Source organism: Flavobacterium silvisoli (assembly GCF_004329815.1).
GTDB lineage: Bacteria > Bacteroidota > Bacteroidia > Flavobacteriales > Flavobacteriaceae > Flavobacterium > Flavobacterium silvisoli.
Window position 1 is genome coordinate 268,357 of record NZ_SJPE01000001.1, and the last position, 17,825, is coordinate 286,181.

General features: G+C 39.0%; 16 protein-coding genes. 8 read left to right on the plus strand and 8 right to left on the minus strand.

All coding sequences use genetic code 11. From position 1 onward, the window contains the following. Positions 1-68: 68 nt before the first annotated feature. From EZL74_RS01105 to EZL74_RS01115, 3 genes are read right to left on the minus strand one after another with little or no spacing between them, the layout of a single operon-like run. Positions 69-1,373, minus strand: a complete 1,305-nt coding sequence (locus EZL74_RS01105; protein WP_131474741.1) for a DUF5689 domain-containing protein — start codon at positions 1,371-1,373, stop codon at positions 69-71. Positions 1,374-1,375: 2 nt separating this feature from the next. Beyond that, positions 1,376-2,008, minus strand: coding sequence for a choice-of-anchor J domain-containing protein (locus EZL74_RS01110; RefSeq protein ID WP_131474742.1), 633 nt, complete (start codon positions 2,006-2,008; stop codon positions 1,376-1,378). Between the two features lie 11 nt (positions 2,009-2,019). Further along, the gene (locus EZL74_RS01115) at positions 2,020-4,839 is read right to left on the minus strand and encodes a carboxypeptidase-like regulatory domain-containing protein (protein WP_131474743.1); all 2,820 of its coding nucleotides are present in this window, start codon (positions 4,837-4,839) and stop codon (positions 2,020-2,022) included. A gap of 138 nt (positions 4,840-4,977) precedes the next feature. Here EZL74_RS01115 and EZL74_RS01120 point away from each other — a divergent pair, with 138 nt between their 5' ends. The 3 genes from EZL74_RS01120 (at position 4,978) to amaB (ending at position 8,394) form a co-directional block, all read left to right on the plus strand. Then, complete coding sequence (locus EZL74_RS01120; protein WP_131474744.1) at positions 4,978-6,087, plus strand: endonuclease/exonuclease/phosphatase family protein; 1,110 nt, start codon at positions 4,978-4,980, stop codon at positions 6,085-6,087. Between the two features lie 60 nt (positions 6,088-6,147). Further along, positions 6,148-6,684: a 3-hydroxyanthranilate 3,4-dioxygenase gene (locus EZL74_RS01125; protein ID WP_131474745.1), complete on the plus strand. Its 537-nt coding sequence runs from the start codon at positions 6,148-6,150 to the stop codon at positions 6,682-6,684. A 156-nt stretch (positions 6,685-6,840) separates the two neighbouring features. After that, positions 6,841-8,394 (plus strand): L-piperidine-6-carboxylate dehydrogenase, encoded by a 1,554-nt coding sequence (gene amaB, locus EZL74_RS01130; protein WP_131474746.1) that lies wholly within the window; start codon positions 6,841-6,843, stop codon positions 8,392-8,394. 79 nt (positions 8,395-8,473) lie between these two features. Here the strand turns inward: amaB and EZL74_RS01135 are convergent, their stop codons facing one another. The 5 genes from EZL74_RS01135 to EZL74_RS01155 all read right to left on the minus strand — a co-directional run bounded on the left by EZL74_RS01135 (position 8,474) and on the right by EZL74_RS01155 (position 12,490). After that, positions 8,474-9,049 (minus strand): PhnA domain-containing protein, encoded by a 576-nt coding sequence (locus tag EZL74_RS01135; RefSeq protein WP_131474747.1) that lies wholly within the window; start codon positions 9,047-9,049, stop codon positions 8,474-8,476. Between the two features lie 20 nt (positions 9,050-9,069). Next, entirely contained in the window at positions 9,070-9,564 is a 495-nt protein-coding gene (locus EZL74_RS01140) for a DUF6646 family protein (protein WP_131474748.1), read from the minus strand. A 66-nt stretch (positions 9,565-9,630) separates the two neighbouring features. Continuing rightward, complete coding sequence (locus EZL74_RS01145; RefSeq protein ID WP_131474749.1) at positions 9,631-10,368, minus strand: metallophosphoesterase; 738 nt, start codon at positions 10,366-10,368, stop codon at positions 9,631-9,633. Next, on the minus strand, positions 10,361-11,512 hold the full coding sequence (locus EZL74_RS01150; protein WP_131474750.1) for an ATP-binding protein: 1,152 nt from the start codon (positions 11,510-11,512) through the stop codon (positions 10,361-10,363). Before EZL74_RS01150 ends, EZL74_RS01145 begins: the two co-directional genes overlap by 8 nt. Positions 11,513-11,623: 111 nt before the next feature. Next, complete coding sequence (locus tag EZL74_RS01155) at positions 11,624-12,490, minus strand: aldo/keto reductase (protein ID WP_131474751.1); 867 nt, start codon at positions 12,488-12,490, stop codon at positions 11,624-11,626. A 252-nt stretch (positions 12,491-12,742) separates the two neighbouring features. Between EZL74_RS01155 and EZL74_RS01160 the strand changes: the two genes are divergently transcribed. The 5 genes from EZL74_RS01160 to EZL74_RS01180 all read left to right on the plus strand — a co-directional run bounded on the left by EZL74_RS01160 (position 12,743) and on the right by EZL74_RS01180 (position 17,776). Further along, positions 12,743-13,747, plus strand: a complete 1,005-nt coding sequence (locus EZL74_RS01160; protein WP_131474752.1) for an AAA family ATPase — start codon at positions 12,743-12,745, stop codon at positions 13,745-13,747. Between the two features lie 106 nt (positions 13,748-13,853). After that, a complete protein-coding gene (locus tag EZL74_RS01165) occupies positions 13,854-14,720 on the plus strand; it encodes a DUF58 domain-containing protein (protein ID WP_131474753.1) in 867 nt (288 codons plus the stop codon). A 39-nt stretch (positions 14,721-14,759) separates the two neighbouring features. Then, the gene (locus EZL74_RS13255; RefSeq protein ID WP_240034540.1) at positions 14,760-14,969 is read left to right on the plus strand and encodes a four helix bundle protein; all 210 of its coding nucleotides are present in this window, start codon (positions 14,760-14,762) and stop codon (positions 14,967-14,969) included. A 171-nt stretch (positions 14,970-15,140) separates the two neighbouring features. Next, positions 15,141-16,775 (plus strand): hypothetical protein, encoded by a 1,635-nt coding sequence (locus EZL74_RS01175; protein WP_131474754.1) that lies wholly within the window; start codon positions 15,141-15,143, stop codon positions 16,773-16,775. Further along, the gene (locus EZL74_RS01180) at positions 16,775-17,776 is read left to right on the plus strand and encodes a vWA domain-containing protein (protein ID WP_131474755.1); all 1,002 of its coding nucleotides are present in this window, start codon (positions 16,775-16,777) and stop codon (positions 17,774-17,776) included. Before EZL74_RS01175 ends, EZL74_RS01180 begins: the two co-directional genes overlap by 1 nt. Positions 17,777-17,825: the final 49 nt, after the last annotated feature.

Sequence of the window (17,825 nt, forward strand, 5' to 3'; positions counted from 1 at the left end):
TTAAATAAATTTGTTTTATATAAAAAGAGCCCCGAAAATACGGGGCTCTAGATCCAAAATTAATTAGATTATTTAATCTTAACATTATCCACTTTCCACTCAGAGGCTGATGATGTAGTAGATGTGTATTTGAAAGCAATTCTAACATTTGTATTACCTGTATAGGCGTTCAAAGAAACATTACCTGAATCTTTCCAAGTTGCTGATGTTGCTAAAGAACCCGATAGTAATGTCCATGTAGCCGTTGAAGGCATAGGAGGTGCTGCAGGATTTGGAGCTACATAATTAGTAGAAACATAAACCTGAAGGTTGTTACCCGAGAAAGGTCTGGATGTTTGGAACGTTAAAGTTGCAGCTGATACGGCTGATAAATCGATAGCAGGTGAAATTAACCAGTCTTCATTTTGAACCGGGCCGCTTGAAAATCCATTCATATCAGCACAATTTCCTGGATTACCAGTAGCATTTAATGTCCATACTTGAGCTCCTATTACACTTGCTTTTACCCAATTAGGGAAATTTGTATCAAATGTCTCCATAAACAATGGCAACATTCTTCCCTGTGTCAATTTAACATCATTGATAGTTCTCACCATAAATTGATAAGTTGTACCAAATTTTGTCATAACTCCTCTTATAGTTCCGCTATTACCGGTTACTGAGTTGGCTGCAAAATTAGCATACTGACTAACTCTCAAAGTTAAGGTATTTCCATCAACATCTTCAATAAGGTGATTTGTAGCTCCTCCTATACTATTTACAGATGGGTCATAATAGTTTTTACCAACTGAAGCATCGGTAAATTGAACATTATCAATTTCGACTAACTTATTGAGGTAAGAATCATTTTTTGCTTGTTGAATAGTAATTTTGTTTACCAAATTATCTTCTGAAATACGTGGAGTACATGATCTTGTTAAAACATCTTGATAACTGATAATTGAGATTCTTCCAACTGAATTTCCTTGGTACAGTGATCCGATAATCATTGAACCGAAGTCTTTGGTGTAGTATCTGTCTTTTAAATTAACATATACTTTAGTTCCGGGAGGATACTTAGTATATAAATTGTAATCATCGATAGGAATACTGAATCCAACAGATCCATCAAGAGATACAAAAGAGATAGACTTATAAAAGTTTCCACCCTCATCACTAGATGTAACATACGCTTCAATAATGTCTTCGCCAGTATATTTGATTTCGTTAGGCGACAAAGGAGCAGTAGCTACAATATCACTAACTTGTTTTGTAGCCGTTAAGTCATTACACTCACCACTCAAATCGGGGGTGTTGTATATATCGTTATTTACACAACCTACAAATAATGTTGTGAACAGCGATAATGTTAAAAATTTTGCTGCGTTTTTCATAGTTATTTATTTTCAAATATTTTAATGCCGTCTAACTGAAACGTTGTTGTTTTGTTACCGGGTTTACTTCCTGTGTATCTGAAAGCTATATATACGTTGGAACTTTGGAATGCTTGATCACTTAAATCGATAAAACCACTGTCAACAAAAACATTATCAACGGTTGGTAAAATTGGGTTTAAAGCAGTCCAAGTTGCTGTTGCTATTCCTGCTGTTGTTCCGTCAAAATCAGTTGAAATCAAGACTTTAAATTCGGCGCCATTAGAGAATTTCGATTGCGTTTTAAAAAGCAATGTTTCATTGGTAGTCGTAGTAAAGTCTATTTTCGGTGTAATCAACCAAACTTGATCATTATCATCACTTGTTGAAGGATTGTTGGAATAAAAAGAAGAGAATTCTGCGTAATTGTTATTGTTTGCAACTTTACAGCACCAATTTCTTAAACCCAAAGCATTATAATTAATCCATCCCTCTACATTGATAGGTATCTCAACTGAACCGCTGCCTGCCTCAACTGACTCAAAAGACTGAGAGAAGAACACGGGCTTATATGGAGCCACTTCAGTATCTCCGGTACAACTGCTTGCAACACTTACTACAAGTAATGCAAAAGTTAGTTTAAGTATTTTTTTCATAGTATATCTTATTAGAAATTAATGTAAAGATTAACAAAATATGTTCTTCCATAACCGTAGAAATATTTTGATCCAAATGAAGGTGTACCGTTGGCATTGTCAGCCTGGTATTCTGTAAAATTGGCTTTTCTGGATTGTTCGAATCCTCCCGTTTTATATTTAACATCAAAGACGTTATTTACACTGGCAAAGAATCCAAAAGTATCGTTACCAACTTTCCAAGATTTTCCTCCTACTAAGTTAACCAAAGTAACCGGATCAAACTTCTCTTGTTTTAGAGCTTTACGAACCGCATCAACTGTTCCTCCGTCATATCCGATATCGTTTGCTGTATCTTCGACTACAAAGTTTTTCGTTCTCAATATACTGGAAACATCAATATAACTATCAGCTAAATAATTGGCATTAGCACCTATCCACCAGAATTTAGGGTCTCTGTACTCCAGTCCAATAGAGTATGCCTGTTGAGGCATACCCGATTGGCGGTATCCTTTTAAATAAGTTTTACCGAAATCCGTGAGCGGATTAGTATTTGTAGGAGATGCTTGTGCATCATCATTAACTTTCAAATTAGGATTATTGTCAAATTTGTATTCCCCGTAAGCAGCTGAACCACTAACTTTGATAGTTGAAGTTAATTGATATTCAAAACCAAATTCTCCACCTATATTTTTCTTGTTGATACCGGTAACAATCTCACTGATGAATGAATCTTCATTTCCGGATCCTACCGCTACCTCATCAAATAAACCTTCTCCGTAAAAGAAAGAAATCTCACTAGCATTTAAAATTTTGCTGTAATATCCGGTAAGTCTTGCTTTAAATTTTGGAGCTTTGATGATGTAACTAGCATCAGCACCAATCACAGATTCGCTTTTAATATCAGGTGTAGTATTGTTATTGATACGAGCATTCGCAAACACATTTCTCATGCTTGGTGCCTTTGTCATGTATACTCCATTGAAATCAAAGAAATTACGACCATTAACTTTATATGTTAATCCTCCTTTGAAACCAAAGTTTTCAAAAATCATTTTTTGACTCTTACCATAAGAGTTGCTGGCATAAATACCATTTTTATATAACCCGTCTCTTTGGTATTGTGATCTTGAAAAAGATTCTGCTAAATAGAAATCAACTTTTTTGTAACTGAATTTAAATTGGGTGAAACCGTCAAAAGTTGTAGCCAATAAATTGTAGTTATAACCGTAAGTACCGTTTACTTTTACCTCTCGGTTTGGATTATTTAAATCAGATTGACTCGCATCTCCTGAGTAAAAAGGATCTATATCCAAAAAGTACTCACCGCCCAATAAATCAGTAAGTTTTTGATAATTGTGCGAGGTTAATTTTCTGAAGTTCACTCCAGCATTCAACGATATTTTGTCAGACAGCCTTGAATTAATTATGGAATTAGCATTCCATTGTTTATCGTCCGTTCTGTCCTCATAAAGCGCATAAACACTTTTACCCATATTAACACTCGATGTGTTTGCTAAATACATTGCATTCCAATCAATTTGTCCGTCATTTAGGAACTTAGTTCTGGCAGCATCAGCCTCGGGATTGGTTACAATTGGATTTCCCTGGTCGTCAAACCCATTAACATAAGAATCCGGAGAGTTCAGGAAGTAACTTGGTAAATACTTGTAATAGGTTGGATCGGGATTGTTAGCTAACTGATAATCTAACCTACTGTTTCCAACGTGTCCTACTTGGTATGAAACACTAGTGTTTAAATTGGTATTGTTGTTGATTTTCCAATAGTGCGTAAGGATATTGATTGGCTCTTCAACTTCTTTGTCTCTTGAGTTTCTTTTTCTTCCGTTTTGCCATCCCCAGTAAGAGTTGTATTTGAAACCTTTAAGGTCATTAACTTCATTGGTGTTCGGAGAGCTTTTTCCTCTTCTGTTTTGTGCAAAGATAGAAGTAAAACCAATAGAGTGATGATCATTAAATTTTTTTTCAACACTGGCAAACAATGAATTAGCACTGTAATCGGTTCCTTCAAAATATCCCTCCTGAGCCCATCTTCTTGATGCTGAAATTACAAAAGCCCATCCGTCAGTATTCATCCCTGAAGCGTAAGTACCCATGGTTCTCCAACTGTAGTTAGTATTGGTTCCTGAAAAAGACACACGACTACCTCTTCTGTAAATGGAAGCTCTGGTATTGATTTCCTGAGTTCCTAAAATCCCTCCGAAAGTATAATCAGATGGTGTAGAACCCGAAGTAAACTCTTGGTTTCTGGTAGCATCATTTAGTCCGCCCCAGTTACTGAACTGTGGTCTACCATCGTAAATTTTATTCATTACGATACCATTAATCATAGTGGTACCATACTCGTTATCTAAACCTCTTATTCTAAATCGGGCTTGCCCCCAGTTGAAGGCTGCAGTTTGTTGAAAAACATCTCTAGAGGCTTGCAATAATCCTGAAGTACTTTCAGAACCACTATTATCATCGCCTAAATCGTTCTCGGTAATTGTAATCAAACTCAATTGTTGTTCCGAAGTAATATCTTCGTCCATAACAATGATACCTAAATCTAAGATTTTTCCTGCAATTACATCGATAGAAAGCAACTGATCTTTGTAACCCGCGCTCTTAATTTGTAATAATTGACTGCCGACCGTTACCTCTTTAAATGTAAAAACACCACTTACGTCAGTTAACATCGACAAGTTGGTGTTTTGAATAGAAGCAACTACATTTTGTAATGGTTTTTGTGTTTTTGAATCTAATACTTTACCAGTAAAACCGGTATTGTTTTGAGCAAAAACAAAAAATACTTGCATTACAAATAAAGTACTAATAACAAGTTTTTTCATAAATAAAATAAAATTAATTTTTCCTAAAGTCAAGCCTTAATAAAAACTTAACAGCCGACAAATGTACATCTTTTAATAATATTATATACTTTTGGCGCAAAGTTTGTATAAACTTGATATTAAATTAATATACATTTTATGAGAATTAAAAAATTAATAGCTCTTTTCTTTGTTTTTTTCGCAATTTACGGAGCAAATGCACAAGCTAAAAAATACGTTGTTCATACGGTAGCTTTCTATAATCTGGAAAACTTATTTGATACCATCAACGGACCAAATAATGACGAAGAATGGCTCCCAAATGGCGTTCAAAACTGGACCTCTGCAAAATACCGTCAAAAACTGCACAACCTTGCCACCGTTTTATCGCAAATCGGAACCAACGACCAACAAAAAGAAGCGCCGGTAATTATTGGTGGTGCCGAAATTGAAAACAGAGGCGTTTTAGAAGATTTAGTTAAAGAACCCGAAATGCTGGCACACGACTACGGAATTGTACATTTTGATTCTCCCGATAAAAGAGGGATTGATGTAGGTTTCTTATACCAAAAGAAACATTTCAAACCAACCAGTTATAAAAACATTCCGCTCTTAATCTACAAAAACCAACTGGATCAAACTGCCAAAAGAAAACACGCTACTGATGATGCGTCTGATGACAAATCTGAGGTAGAAGCCAATTCAGAAAGAGTATATACCCGTGACATCCTTTTAGTAACCGGTTTGTTGGACGGAGAAGAAATCAACATCATGGTCAACCACTGGCCATCGCGTTCAGGAGGTGAAAAGAAAAGCTCCCCTTTCCGTGAAGCCGCCGGCAGATTGAATCGCAAAATCATGGATTCCATCTACAAAATCAACCCCAATGCCAAAATCATTACCATGGGCGACTTGAACGACGGCACTTATAACAAAAGTGTGAAAGAAGGTGTAGGCGCCAAGCGCAAACAAGAAGAAGTCCAAAAATTTGGGGTTTACAATCCGTTTGAAGAAATGTTCTACAAAGGAAATGCTACGTTATTTTACCGTGATGCCGGCGATATTTTCGACCAAATCATGGTTTCGGAAACCTTGATTCAAAAAGACTATTCTTCTTTCCGCTACTGGAAAGCCGGAATTTGGAATAAACCTTTCATGATACAAACCACCGGTCAATACAAAGGGTATCCGCTGCGACACAGCATGAACGAAGTAGGCTACAGTGACCACTTCCCGTCCTATATTTACCTGATTAAAGAAGTCAAATAATATTTTAAAGTCCCGAAGATTTCGGGACTTTTTTATTTTTTATCTTTACCTAAAAAAACTATGGCCATTCCTGCACCCTTCAATCTCAACCAATGGATCGATGAAAACCGCCACCTGCTAAAACCGCCGGTCGGCAACAAAAATATCTATGTCGACTCCGAAGATTACATCGTCATGATTGTGGCCGGTCCCAATGCCCGCAAAGATTACCATTACAACGAAACCGAAGAATTATTCTATCAACTCGAAGGCGACATTACCGTTTATATACAGGACAATGGCGAAAAACGCGCTATGAAACTCTCTGCCGGCGACATGTACCTCCACCCGGCCAAAGTACCGCATTCGCCCAACCGAAGCGAAAATTCCATCGGATTGGTTATCGAACGCAAACGCCACGACGCCGGAGGCAAAGACGGTTTACTCTGGTTTTGCGACAACTGCAACCACAAACTGCACGAAGTCTACTTTCCGCTCACCGATATCGAAAAGGATTTCCTCCAGCATTTCACCCATTTTTACGGTTCCGAAGCCCTGCGAACCTGTGAAAAATGTGGCACCATCATGCCAACCGACCCGAGATTTGTAGCCCAATAATTTCTGGGAGCGGTTTCCGGCTATCCACTCTATCTTTTTAGGATGTGGCCATCCTAAAAAGGATGCCGTTCCTATCCGGGCTAGGTGATTAATTATTCAAAATAAACCGTTACTTTTGCAGTCAACATTTTAAAAACAAACAAAATAAATAGTACAATGGCAACAATTGCACAACAATTCGGTATGACCGAAGCCTTAGAAATACTAGGCATAAAAGCCATCAACGAAGGAACCTCCACCGGAAACAACCATTTTTCTAACGGAGAAATCATCGAAAGTTACTCCCCGGTAGACGGACAACTCATCGGAAAAGTAAAAACCACCACTGCCGAAGATTACGAAAAAGTAATGCAAACGGCCAGCGAAGCCTTCAAAACTTTCCGTTTGATGCCGGCTCCCAAACGCGGAGAAATCGTGCGTCAGTTTGGTGAAAAATTAAGAAAATACAAAGAACCACTAGGAAAATTGGTTTCGTACGAAATGGGGAAATCCCTTCAGGAAGGCTACGGAGAAGTTCAGGAAATGATAGACATCTGTGATTTTGCTGTTGGTTTATCACGTCAATTACACGGGTTGACCATGCACTCCGAGCGTCCGGGACACCGCATGTACGAGCAATACCATCCGCTGGGCATTGTCGGCATCATTTCGGCCTTCAACTTCCCGGTAGCCGTTTGGTCTTGGAATACCGCTTTGGCTTGGATTTGTGGCGACGTTTGCGTTTGGAAACCGTCTGAAAAAACGCCTCTATGCGGCATCGCTTGTCAAAATATCATTGCCGAAGTATTAAAAGAAAACAACCTTCCGGAAGGCATCTCTTGTTTGATCAACGGCGATTATAAAGTGGGTGAAATGATGACGCACGATAAACGTGTGCCTTTGGTTTCGGCTACCGGTTCGACCCGTATGGGTAAAATTGTAGCGCAGGCTTGTGCCGCTCGTTTAGGAAACTCTTTATTAGAATTAGGCGGAAACAACGCTATCATTGTAACTCCGGATGCTGATATTAAAATGACCGTTATCGGTGCGGTATTTGGCGCCGTAGGAACTGCCGGACAACGTTGTACCTCAACCCGCCGATTAATCATCCACGAAAGTATTTACGATAAAGTACGCGATGCGTTAGTGAGTGCTTACGGGCAATTGAGAATCGGAAATCCGTTAGACCAAAACAACCATGTGGGGCCGTTAATCGATACCCATGCCGTTGAAATGTACAACAAAGCTTTAGAAAAAGTAGTGGCTGAAGGCGGTAAAATTTTAGTAGAAGGTGGCGTACTCTCGGGCGCAGGCTACGAAAGCGGTTGTTATGTAAAACCGGCCATTGCCGAAGCTCAAAATCACTTCGAAATTGTGCAACACGAAACCTTTGCTCCGGTATTGTATTTGTTGAAATATTCGGGCGATGTGACCAACGCTATTGAAATTCAAAATGGCGTGGCACAAGGATTGTCTTCTGCCATCATGACCAACAACCTCAGAGAAGCTGAAACGTTCTTATCACACGCCGGTTCGGATTGTGGTATTGCCAACGTCAACATCGGAACATCGGGTGCTGAAATAGGCGGTGCTTTTGGTGGCGAAAAAGAAACCGGGGGTGGCCGCGAATCAGGTTCTGACGCTTGGAAAGTGTATATGAGAAGACAAACCAACACCATCAATTACACGACCAGTTTGCCATTGGCACAGGGAATCAAATTTGATTTATAGTCTTAAAGAAGAGACTAAAAGATAATAGACAAAAAAGTCCCGGAAATTCCGGGACTTTTTTTATAACATGAGGTTGACGTTATTTGGTTTTCTTGACATACTGTGTCAAAATTACAATATGCTGTCCTTCGACACGGCCTTCAATCTGTTCGGCATTGTCCCAAACCAATTTAATGTTGTGCACAGCCGCTCCTCTTTTGGCGGTAAAATTGGCGCCTTTTACATCCAAATCTTTGATCAGCACCACCGAATCGCCATCAAATAAAAGATTGCCATTCGAGTCTTTGTGAACAATCTTGCCCTCTTCATCTTCCCCTTCTCCGGTCGCTTTGGCCCATTCTAAGGCGTCTTCATTCAGATACATCATGTCTAACAAATCATGATTCTTCAAACGCGCCAACATGCGCCAAGACACAATTTGCACCGGCAGGTTTTCATTCCACATGCTGTCGCTCAATCCTCTCCAATCGTTAGGATTCATGGTATCCGGGTTTTCGATTTGATCTCTTAAGGGCTTCGAAATCAAAATGCAGTTTTCGGGTGTGGCTTCGGTTTTAGGAGGTACCAAGTACACTACCAGGTTTTCTTCACTTCCGCTGATTTCACATTGGGAACCGCTTCGGTCTTTTAATCTTTTTTCGGTTACGATACTCATTTTATGGCTTTTAGATATTATTACAAGTTGAAAGAAGCTCCGAAATTAAAAACAAACTGGTTGTTAAAATGTTCAAAGCCTTGGGTGTTGGTGTCATATTTGGCTATGGGCGCTCCTCCTTCGGCGTAGAGTCCGAAACCATTGGTAAAAAAATACCGAAAGCCCAAATGTCCTCCGAAATTTCGGGTCCCTAAACTCAATCCGGGATAAATGTCCATTTTTTTATCCAAACCAAACACATTGCCTATATTGGCATTAAAACGCACTTTGACATCGGCACGGTCCTCAAATTTGGGTTTGACCCCATCTGCCTTATCTACCGAAAGCAAATAAGAAGCGACAAAACCATAGGACATATTTTCGCCTATCCCAATATCAACCGAAGTGTTGATGCCGGTTCCGTGATCCTGTGAGTTCAAGCCCACTTGTCCTTTCACATCGCCTTTGCCTTTGTAGGCTTGCGCATTGGCAAAACCCACAACGGCCAAAGCCATTATAATGATTGTTTTTTTCATTTGTCTTGAATTATGATGCAAATATAGAAATTCTAAAATCCTAAATCCTTATTCTAAAATACCAAATCAGTTCCTTCCTTTTTCATTAAAATACAAAACGTTGAGAGGCTCGCTTTGCCAATATTCTTTCGAATCGACATCCATAATAGTCAGAGGCCCTTTGAAGGCCGCTCCGGTGTCTACATTCCAAATACAGGCTTTTTTTAGGGGAACCGTAAGTCCAATGCGAGTCACGGGCGTGTGTCCAATGTAAATTTCGTCGTATAAATTCAGGCGTCGCGGATAGAGCGGACTGTCTTTTGAAATGGAGATATCCAACGAGAGTGCCGTTTCCCACAAGGTTCTGTCCCAGTAAAACAACTTCGGAAAATATTCATAATGGATGCCGTTCAGATTGGTAAATCCGGCATGGATGAACAACCGATTCTTGCTGTCGTGATAGTAGTTTTCGAGGTTCTTTAAAAAACGGATGTGTTCTTGCTTTTTTGCTTTGGAGACGTTTTCATACGCCAAAACCGTAGCTTCGCCACCGTGATGATACCACATGGTTTGATCGATATGTTGTGTATTTCCCGTGAGCCAATGCAACAGCAACTCGTCGTGATTCCCTCTAATAAAAATGCATTTTTGCTTGGTATTCAATTCGATTAAAAAATCTAAAACCTGTGGTGATTCGCTCCAGCCGTCTACATAATCTCCCAAAAAAACCAAGGTGTCTTTGGGGGTTACCCGGGCTCTTTCCATAATTTGATGTAAAGCCCTCAAGCCACCGTGTATGTCTCCGATTACTAATTTTCTAGGCATTATTTACATTGTATTTCATTTTTCTCAAAATGCGCATGGCTTCCTTAAAACTTAGGTAAACCGTGGCATTGGGTTGTATTTTCAGGAAGGGTTTGGCTTCTACGAGTTTTCTTTTAGCGTCGTCAAAACCGTTCAGATAACAAATCATCAAAGTAGACGAAAAATTTTCCAAATCCTTTTCCTCTCGTTCCGAAAGCGGAATTCCCTTTTGCATTTTATTCAGCAAAGCTACGTTAGAATTGTAAATGTGGTGCAACATTTTTTTGTTATAGGACGGGGGTTCAAACAGCATTTGTGTTTCCATTTTGTAATAGCCGTTGTCAAAAAAGCGAATCGTCAGTTGTTCCAGCGGGTAGTAACTGGTTTTGTCATTCAGCCCCAGCGGGACATGCTCGACTATGGTAAAACTTTGATGGTCGTAACTGATTGAAACCACATCGAGGGCCGAGTAAAACAACTTTACCTGCTCATTAATCAGTTCGATATCTACTCTGGAAAGATAGGTTGTGTCCCTGATTTTTTTGGGGACTCCGGCCCAGCAAATTACAAACAACTCCTTAAAAACCTTATACTTCGAGGGCATGTCTTTATGACGGTTGTTCATAAAATCAATGACCCCATCGAGCGTATGGGCAATGCTGTTGCGCGAACTGTTTTCGATGCTGATGACCGCCTCAATATTTTGTTTGGAATACGGGATTTTTTCTTCCGTCGGCATCGAGTTGCTGCCCACGCGCACAAAGACCGTGTTGGCCAGAATGGTATGAATGTTTTTTTTAAAGAAAGAGGTTTTGTGTTTGGGTTTTATGGTCACCAATCCCACTACTTTGTCCTTAGGCAAATTGGGAAAAGGAACATTTTCATATTGAATTTTAGGCGGATTTTCCAGATAGGCATTGACCAGATTTTGAATCCTGCTGTCGTCGAAAAAATCATCGCCAACAATTTCATTATCATGATCTTCCACACCCACGACAATATATGAATTGTTGGAAGGATTGGAATTGGATAACGCACAAATGTGCTTCAAAAACTTGGCCTTGCCCTCTTTGGTATGTAAATTCAACTGGCGCTTTTTATCATAAAAACTGCTCTCATCGTTGTGAGCCAATAGATTTTTGATTAAAAGGCGCTTGTTGATCATTTGCTTTAAGAATGAAGAGTAACGATTTTTGATTTAAGATTGGTTTTTGAAAATTAAGACATATTATCCTTCTTCTGTAATCAACAATCAAAATTCTGCAATCTGCAATCATTATGGCACTTTATTCCCCATACTTTCCGTCCAAATGGCAAACCAATCTTCCTGCTCCAGTTGCAATTCGGCAGCTTTCTGTAACGCCTGAATTCGGGCTACGTTCACGGTCCCTGCTATCGGAATTATTTTGGCCGGGTGCTTTAAAATCCAGGCCAACAAAATGGTATCGGCACCCAAATGGTACTTCTCAACCAACTGTGCCAATACTTTTTTCAGTCGTCGGGTTTGTTCGATGTCTTCTCGGAAAACCGTACCCAGCGGATTCCAGCTCATCGGACGGATGTTGTGCAACTGCATATAATCAAAACTGCCGTCCAACATGGCCTGATGGTGCGTGGCTGAAAACTGCACCTGATTATAACTGATTTCTGTTTTTTGTCGAATCAATTCGGTTTGCGAAGCCGTAAAATTGGAAACGCCGAAATCAAGAATTTTTCCTTCCTGTTTCAGTTGGGCTACCGCTTCTGCTATTTCATCGGCTTCCATCAAAGGACTCGGACGGTGCAACAGCAGTACATCCAGATAATCGGTTTGCAGGTTTTTTAAGGAATTCTCAACCGACCAAACGATGTATTTTTTGGAATAATCATAATGTTTGATTTTGTTATCGCGCCCATTGGTGTGCTGAATTCCGCATTTTGAGATGAGTTGGATTTTTTTTCTGTCAATTTTACTTTGTTTGAACGCTTTACCAAAATCGGCCTCGGTAGTATAATTGCCGTAAATATCGGCATGATCAAAGGTGGTAATTTGATTTTCAACACAAAGGTTTATGAGGTGTTCCATTTCGGAAGTGCTGAGGTTTTTATCCCAAATTCCCCAGTTCATAGTTCCGGCTATTATTGATGATAATTTTGTTTGCATTTTTGTGTTTCTTAAGATGTGTTTAAAAGTAGTTTCGTAAATTTTGCTCTTTTGAAAATTTTAGTATTTTGCCTCAAAAATTTCAAAGCGGCTATCAGGTCTTAAAATTATAAAAAGAAAATCATAAATCATCCTTAAAATTAAGGTGTTTTCTAAAGTTTTAACGCATTATTAACATCTGGTAACCCAATAAATTTTGACTTTTGAAATGTTAAAATTATAACCATCACACATTAGAATAAACCCAAAACTATGGAAGAAAATGGTACTGCTTTAGATATTAGAGCAATTAATGAAAAAATTGAAAGAGAAAGTGCTTTTATAGACTTGCTGACAATGGAAATGAACAAGGTGATTGTTGGTCAGAAGCACATGGTAGAACGATTGTTAATTGGGCTTTTAGGCCAAGGCCATATTCTTTTGGAAGGGGTTCCCGGATTGGCAAAAACATTAGCCATAAACACCTTATCGCAAGCTGTACACGGAAGCTTTAGCCGCATCCAGTTTACCCCCGATTTATTACCGGCCGACGTTATCGGAACCATGATTTACAACATCAAAGCCAACGAGTTTTCCATCAAAAAAGGGCCCATCTTCGCCAATTTCGTTTTAGCTGATGAGATTAACCGTGCTCCGGCCAAAGTACAATCGGCTTTGTTGGAAGCCATGCAGGAAAAACAAGTCACCATTGGCGATACCACCTTCAAACTAGACAAACCGTTTTTAGTATTGGCTACGCAAAATCCCATTGAACAAGAAGGAACTTACCCATTGCCGGAAGCGCAGGTAGACCGTTTTATGCTTAAAACCGTCATCGATTATCCAAAAGTAGACGAAGAGCGTTTGGTTATCCGTCAAAACTTGAAAGGTTCTTATGAAAAAGTCAACCCGGTAGTTTCTATCGATCAAATTCTTCGTGCACAAGAAGCTGTTCGTGAAGTGTATATGGACGAAAAAATTGAAAAATACATCCTCGATATCATTTTTGCTACCCGTTATCCGGAGAAATACAAATTAGAAAGTTTAAAACCACTGATTGGTTTCGGCGCATCGCCACGTGGAAGTATCAATTTGGCCAATGCTGCTAAATGTTACGCCTTTATCAAACGTCGTGGCTACGTAATTCCGGAAGACATTCGTGCTGTAGTACATGACGTATTACGCCACAGAATCGGGGTTACTTATGAAGCAGAAGCCGAAAACATCACTTCGGTTGATATCATCAACAAAATCGTAAACGAAATCGAAGTGCCTTAAGATTTAAGATTTCTGATAGCTGATTTAAGACCCGAGAGATTTGCTCGAATTGGCAAAGCATTTAAGATCTGAAATCAAAAATCGTTAATCAACAATCAACAATCACATGGAAACTAAGGATTTACTCAAAAAAGTTCGTAAAATCGAAATCAAAACCCGAAGATTGAGCGATCACATCTTCTCGGGCGAATACCACACCTCGTTCAAAGGTCGTGGTATGACGTTTTCGGAAGTACGTCAATACCAGTTCGGCGATGACATACGTGCCATCGACTGGAACGTAACCGCGCGCTACAACGAGCCGTATGTCAAAGTTTTCGAAGAAGAACGCGAACTCACCATGATGCTGATGGTAGATATTTCGGGTTCGGAGAGTTTCGGGACCAAAAACCAACTGAAAAGTGAAATTGTGACCGAGATTGCCGCTACCATGGCGTTTTCGGCTACACAAAACAATGATAAAATTGGGTTGATCTTATTTTCGGATCAAATTGAGTTGTACATTCCGCCCAAAAAAGGAAAGTCACACGTATTGCGTATTATTCGGGAGCTAATTGAATTTGAACCCAAAAGCAAAAAGACCGATTTATCACAGGCTTTAAAATTTCTGTCATCCACGCAGAAAAAGAAAGCCATTGTCTTTGTAATTTCGGATTTTATGGTAGAAGACGATTACGAGAAAACCTTAAAAATTGCCGGAAAAAAACACGACATCACCGGTGTTCGTGTGTATGATATTCGCGAGGAAAAAATGCCCAATATCGGTATGGTAGAAATGGAAGATGCGGAAACAGGGGAAATTTTGTTGGTAGACACGAGCTCTAAAAAAGCGCGTATGAGCTACGAAAAACAATATCAGGACAAAGTGAATTACTTCAAAGATATTTTTTCAAAATGTGGTTCGGGAACTGTCAATACTCGTGTTGACGATAGTTATGTAACGAAATTATTAGGCTATTTTAAATCGAGATAAGAATTTGAGAGTGATGATTAACGATTTTTGATTTTAGAAATGAAAAAACAAGATTTAGAGGAGCGATTGATTGATTTTGCAGCAGAAATAATTTTGTTTACCAATGATATTGATAAATCTTATGCCGGAAATCATCTTATTGGTCAAATTGTTCGCTCATCAACATCTCCGGCTTTAAATTATGGAGAGGCACAAAGTGCTGAAAGTAAAAAAGATTTTATCCATAAAATGGGGATTTCAAAGAATTAAGAGAAACGTTTAATTGTTTAAAAATTATTGAAAAAGCAACGTTATCATCAAATATAACCTTAATCAACAAACTAAAATCGGAAGCTAACGAGCTCATTTCAATTTTTGTTTCAAGTATTAAAACCGCTAAAACAAATTCTGAAATCAAAAATCGTTAATCTTCAATCAACAATGAAAATAAAGATTTACATATTATTTCTTCTGTTCTCGATAGGACTTTGGGCGCAACCTAAGGTCTCCACTTCGGTGAATGTTACCAAAAATAAAATCGGCGCCGAATTCAAATTGACCTTAAAAACAGACGTCGATACTTTGTCTAAAGTAAAATTTCCCGAAGCCAGGAACTTTGGTGCCTTAGAAGTAATTCAATCCTATAAAATTGATACCGTAAAGAAAGGAAGTCGATATGAATTGATTAAAAAATATGGCTTGACTCAATTTGATTCGGGGAAATACACCATTCCCCGTATCCCGGTTCTGATCAACGGCAAGCTCTCGTTTTCCGACAGCATTAAAGTGGAAGTCAATGATGTAAAAGTAGACACTCTGAAGCAAAAAATGTATGACATCAAAGACATCGCACAAGTCGAAAGTCCGATGGGTTCTTGGTGGATTTATGTTTTGGTTTTATTGGTCATCGCCGCTGCCGGATTTTTTATTTACAAATACATCAAAAAAAGACAAACAATCGAAAAAGAGGAAGTCATCGTTTTTAAAACGCCAATTGAAAAAGCCACTACCCTGTTGCAACAATTGGAGAAAAAAGAACTTTGGCAAAGAGGTGAAATTAAGAGTTATTATTCGGAACTGACAGACATTGCCCGAAATTATATTGAAGAAGAAATCCACATTCCGGCCATGGAAAGCACCACTTCGGAACTGATTGAAGGACTTCGTAAAGCCGCCAAGCAAAAGAAACTCAAGTTATCCAACGAAACCGTCGAAAACCTTGAAAAAGTTTTGAAACAAGCCGATTTGGTAAAATTTGCCAAAGTAAAGCCGTTGGATTTTGAAATCGAAGAAGACAAAAAACGCATCTCCAATTCCATCGTAACCATCCATCAATCCATTCCTGAAACGGTGGAAGAAAATGATGAATTGGCGCTTTGGAACGAACAGCAAAAAGAACTGGCTCGTTTACAAAAACTAAAAAAGCAAAAACGTGTTCGCATCATTACTACCATAGGAATTGTGGTGGGGATGCTTTTGTTGGCTTTGCTGAGTTTAATTTATTTCAAAGGATTTGATTATGTCAAAGACAACATCATTGGCCATCCAACCAAAGAACTGATGGAAGGCGAATGGGTTTACAGCGAATACGGAAATCCGGGCGTGAAAATAGAAACGCCAAAAGTCCTGAAAAGAATGAATGCCGAAAAGATAATGCCCAAAGAAGCAATGGCATTATTAAAAGAAATGCAAATTTTCATTTACGGCAGTTTGATTGACGACTTTTACATCAGTGTATCTACGGTTACTTACAAACAAGAAACGCAAATTGATTTAGACCAGGCCGCAGAAGGAAGCTTAAAGGTTTTCGAAGCGCAAGGCGCACAAAATATTATTGTAAAAACAGAAGATTTCAACACACAAAAAGGCATTAGTGGTAAAAAAGCGTACGGAACCATGACTGTGTTGGATAAAATTAAAGGCAAATCGACCAAAATGTATTACGAAATGTTGGTTTTTGCCCAAAATGGAGGCTTACAACAAATCACAATCATGCATCGCGAAGATGACACTTACGGAAAACAAATTATGGACAGGGTATTAAACTCGGTTGAACTACAAACAACAGACAAATAATGAAAGAGGTAAGCTTTTTAAATCCTGAGTTTTTCTGGTTGTTTTTATTACTGCCGGTGGCCATAGTGTGGTTTATTTGGAAAAGAAAAGAGCAAACCGCTACTTTGAAAATCAGTTCGGTAAAAGGGTTTAAAACACAGAAATCATTGCTGGCCAAACTTAAACCGTTTTTGTTTGTCTTGCGGTTATTGGCATTAAGTTCACTGATTGTGGCTATGGCAAGACCCCGAAAAGTAGACATCAGCAGCCAAACCAAATCGACTAAAGGAATTGATATTGTAATGGCGATTGACGTTTCGGGAAGTATGTTGGCCAAAGATTTGAAGCCAAACCGAATGGAAGCCTTAAAAAAAGTAGCCGAAAATTTTGTTGAGGGAAGACCCAATGACCGCATCGGTATAGTCGTTTATGCCGCTGAAGCCTACACCAAAACACCGGTGACCAGCGATAAAGCCATTGTACAAGATGCTATTCAAAGCATAAAATACGACAACGTATTGCAGGACGGAACCGGAATCGGGATGGGATTAACCACTGCCATCAATCGGTTGAAAGAAAGTAAAGCCAAGAGCAAAGTAATCATTCTAATGACTGACGGTGTGAACAATGCCGGATTTATTGAGCCGGAAACCGCTTCACAAATTGCTAAAGAATACGGCATAAAAGTCTACACTATCGGAATCGGAACCAATGGAGATGCACTTTTCCCATATGCTTATGCTCCGGGAGGCGGATTTTTATTCAGAATGATGCCGGTAGAGATTGACGTCAGTTTGCTGCAGACTATTGCCAAAAACACCGGAGGAAAATATTTCCGTGCCAACAGCAACAGTAAACTGCAAGCCATTTACGACGAAATCAACAAACTGGAAACCACCGAAATTCAGGAATTGAAGTTTTATGATTATGACGAAAAATACCGTCCGTTTGTTTGGATTGCTGGTATATTAGTGTTAATCGAATTTGGTTTGCGCAACACGATTTACAGAAGTTTTATATAAATAATTAAGAATGAAAAATTACGAATTACAAATTATTTCAATTCATAAT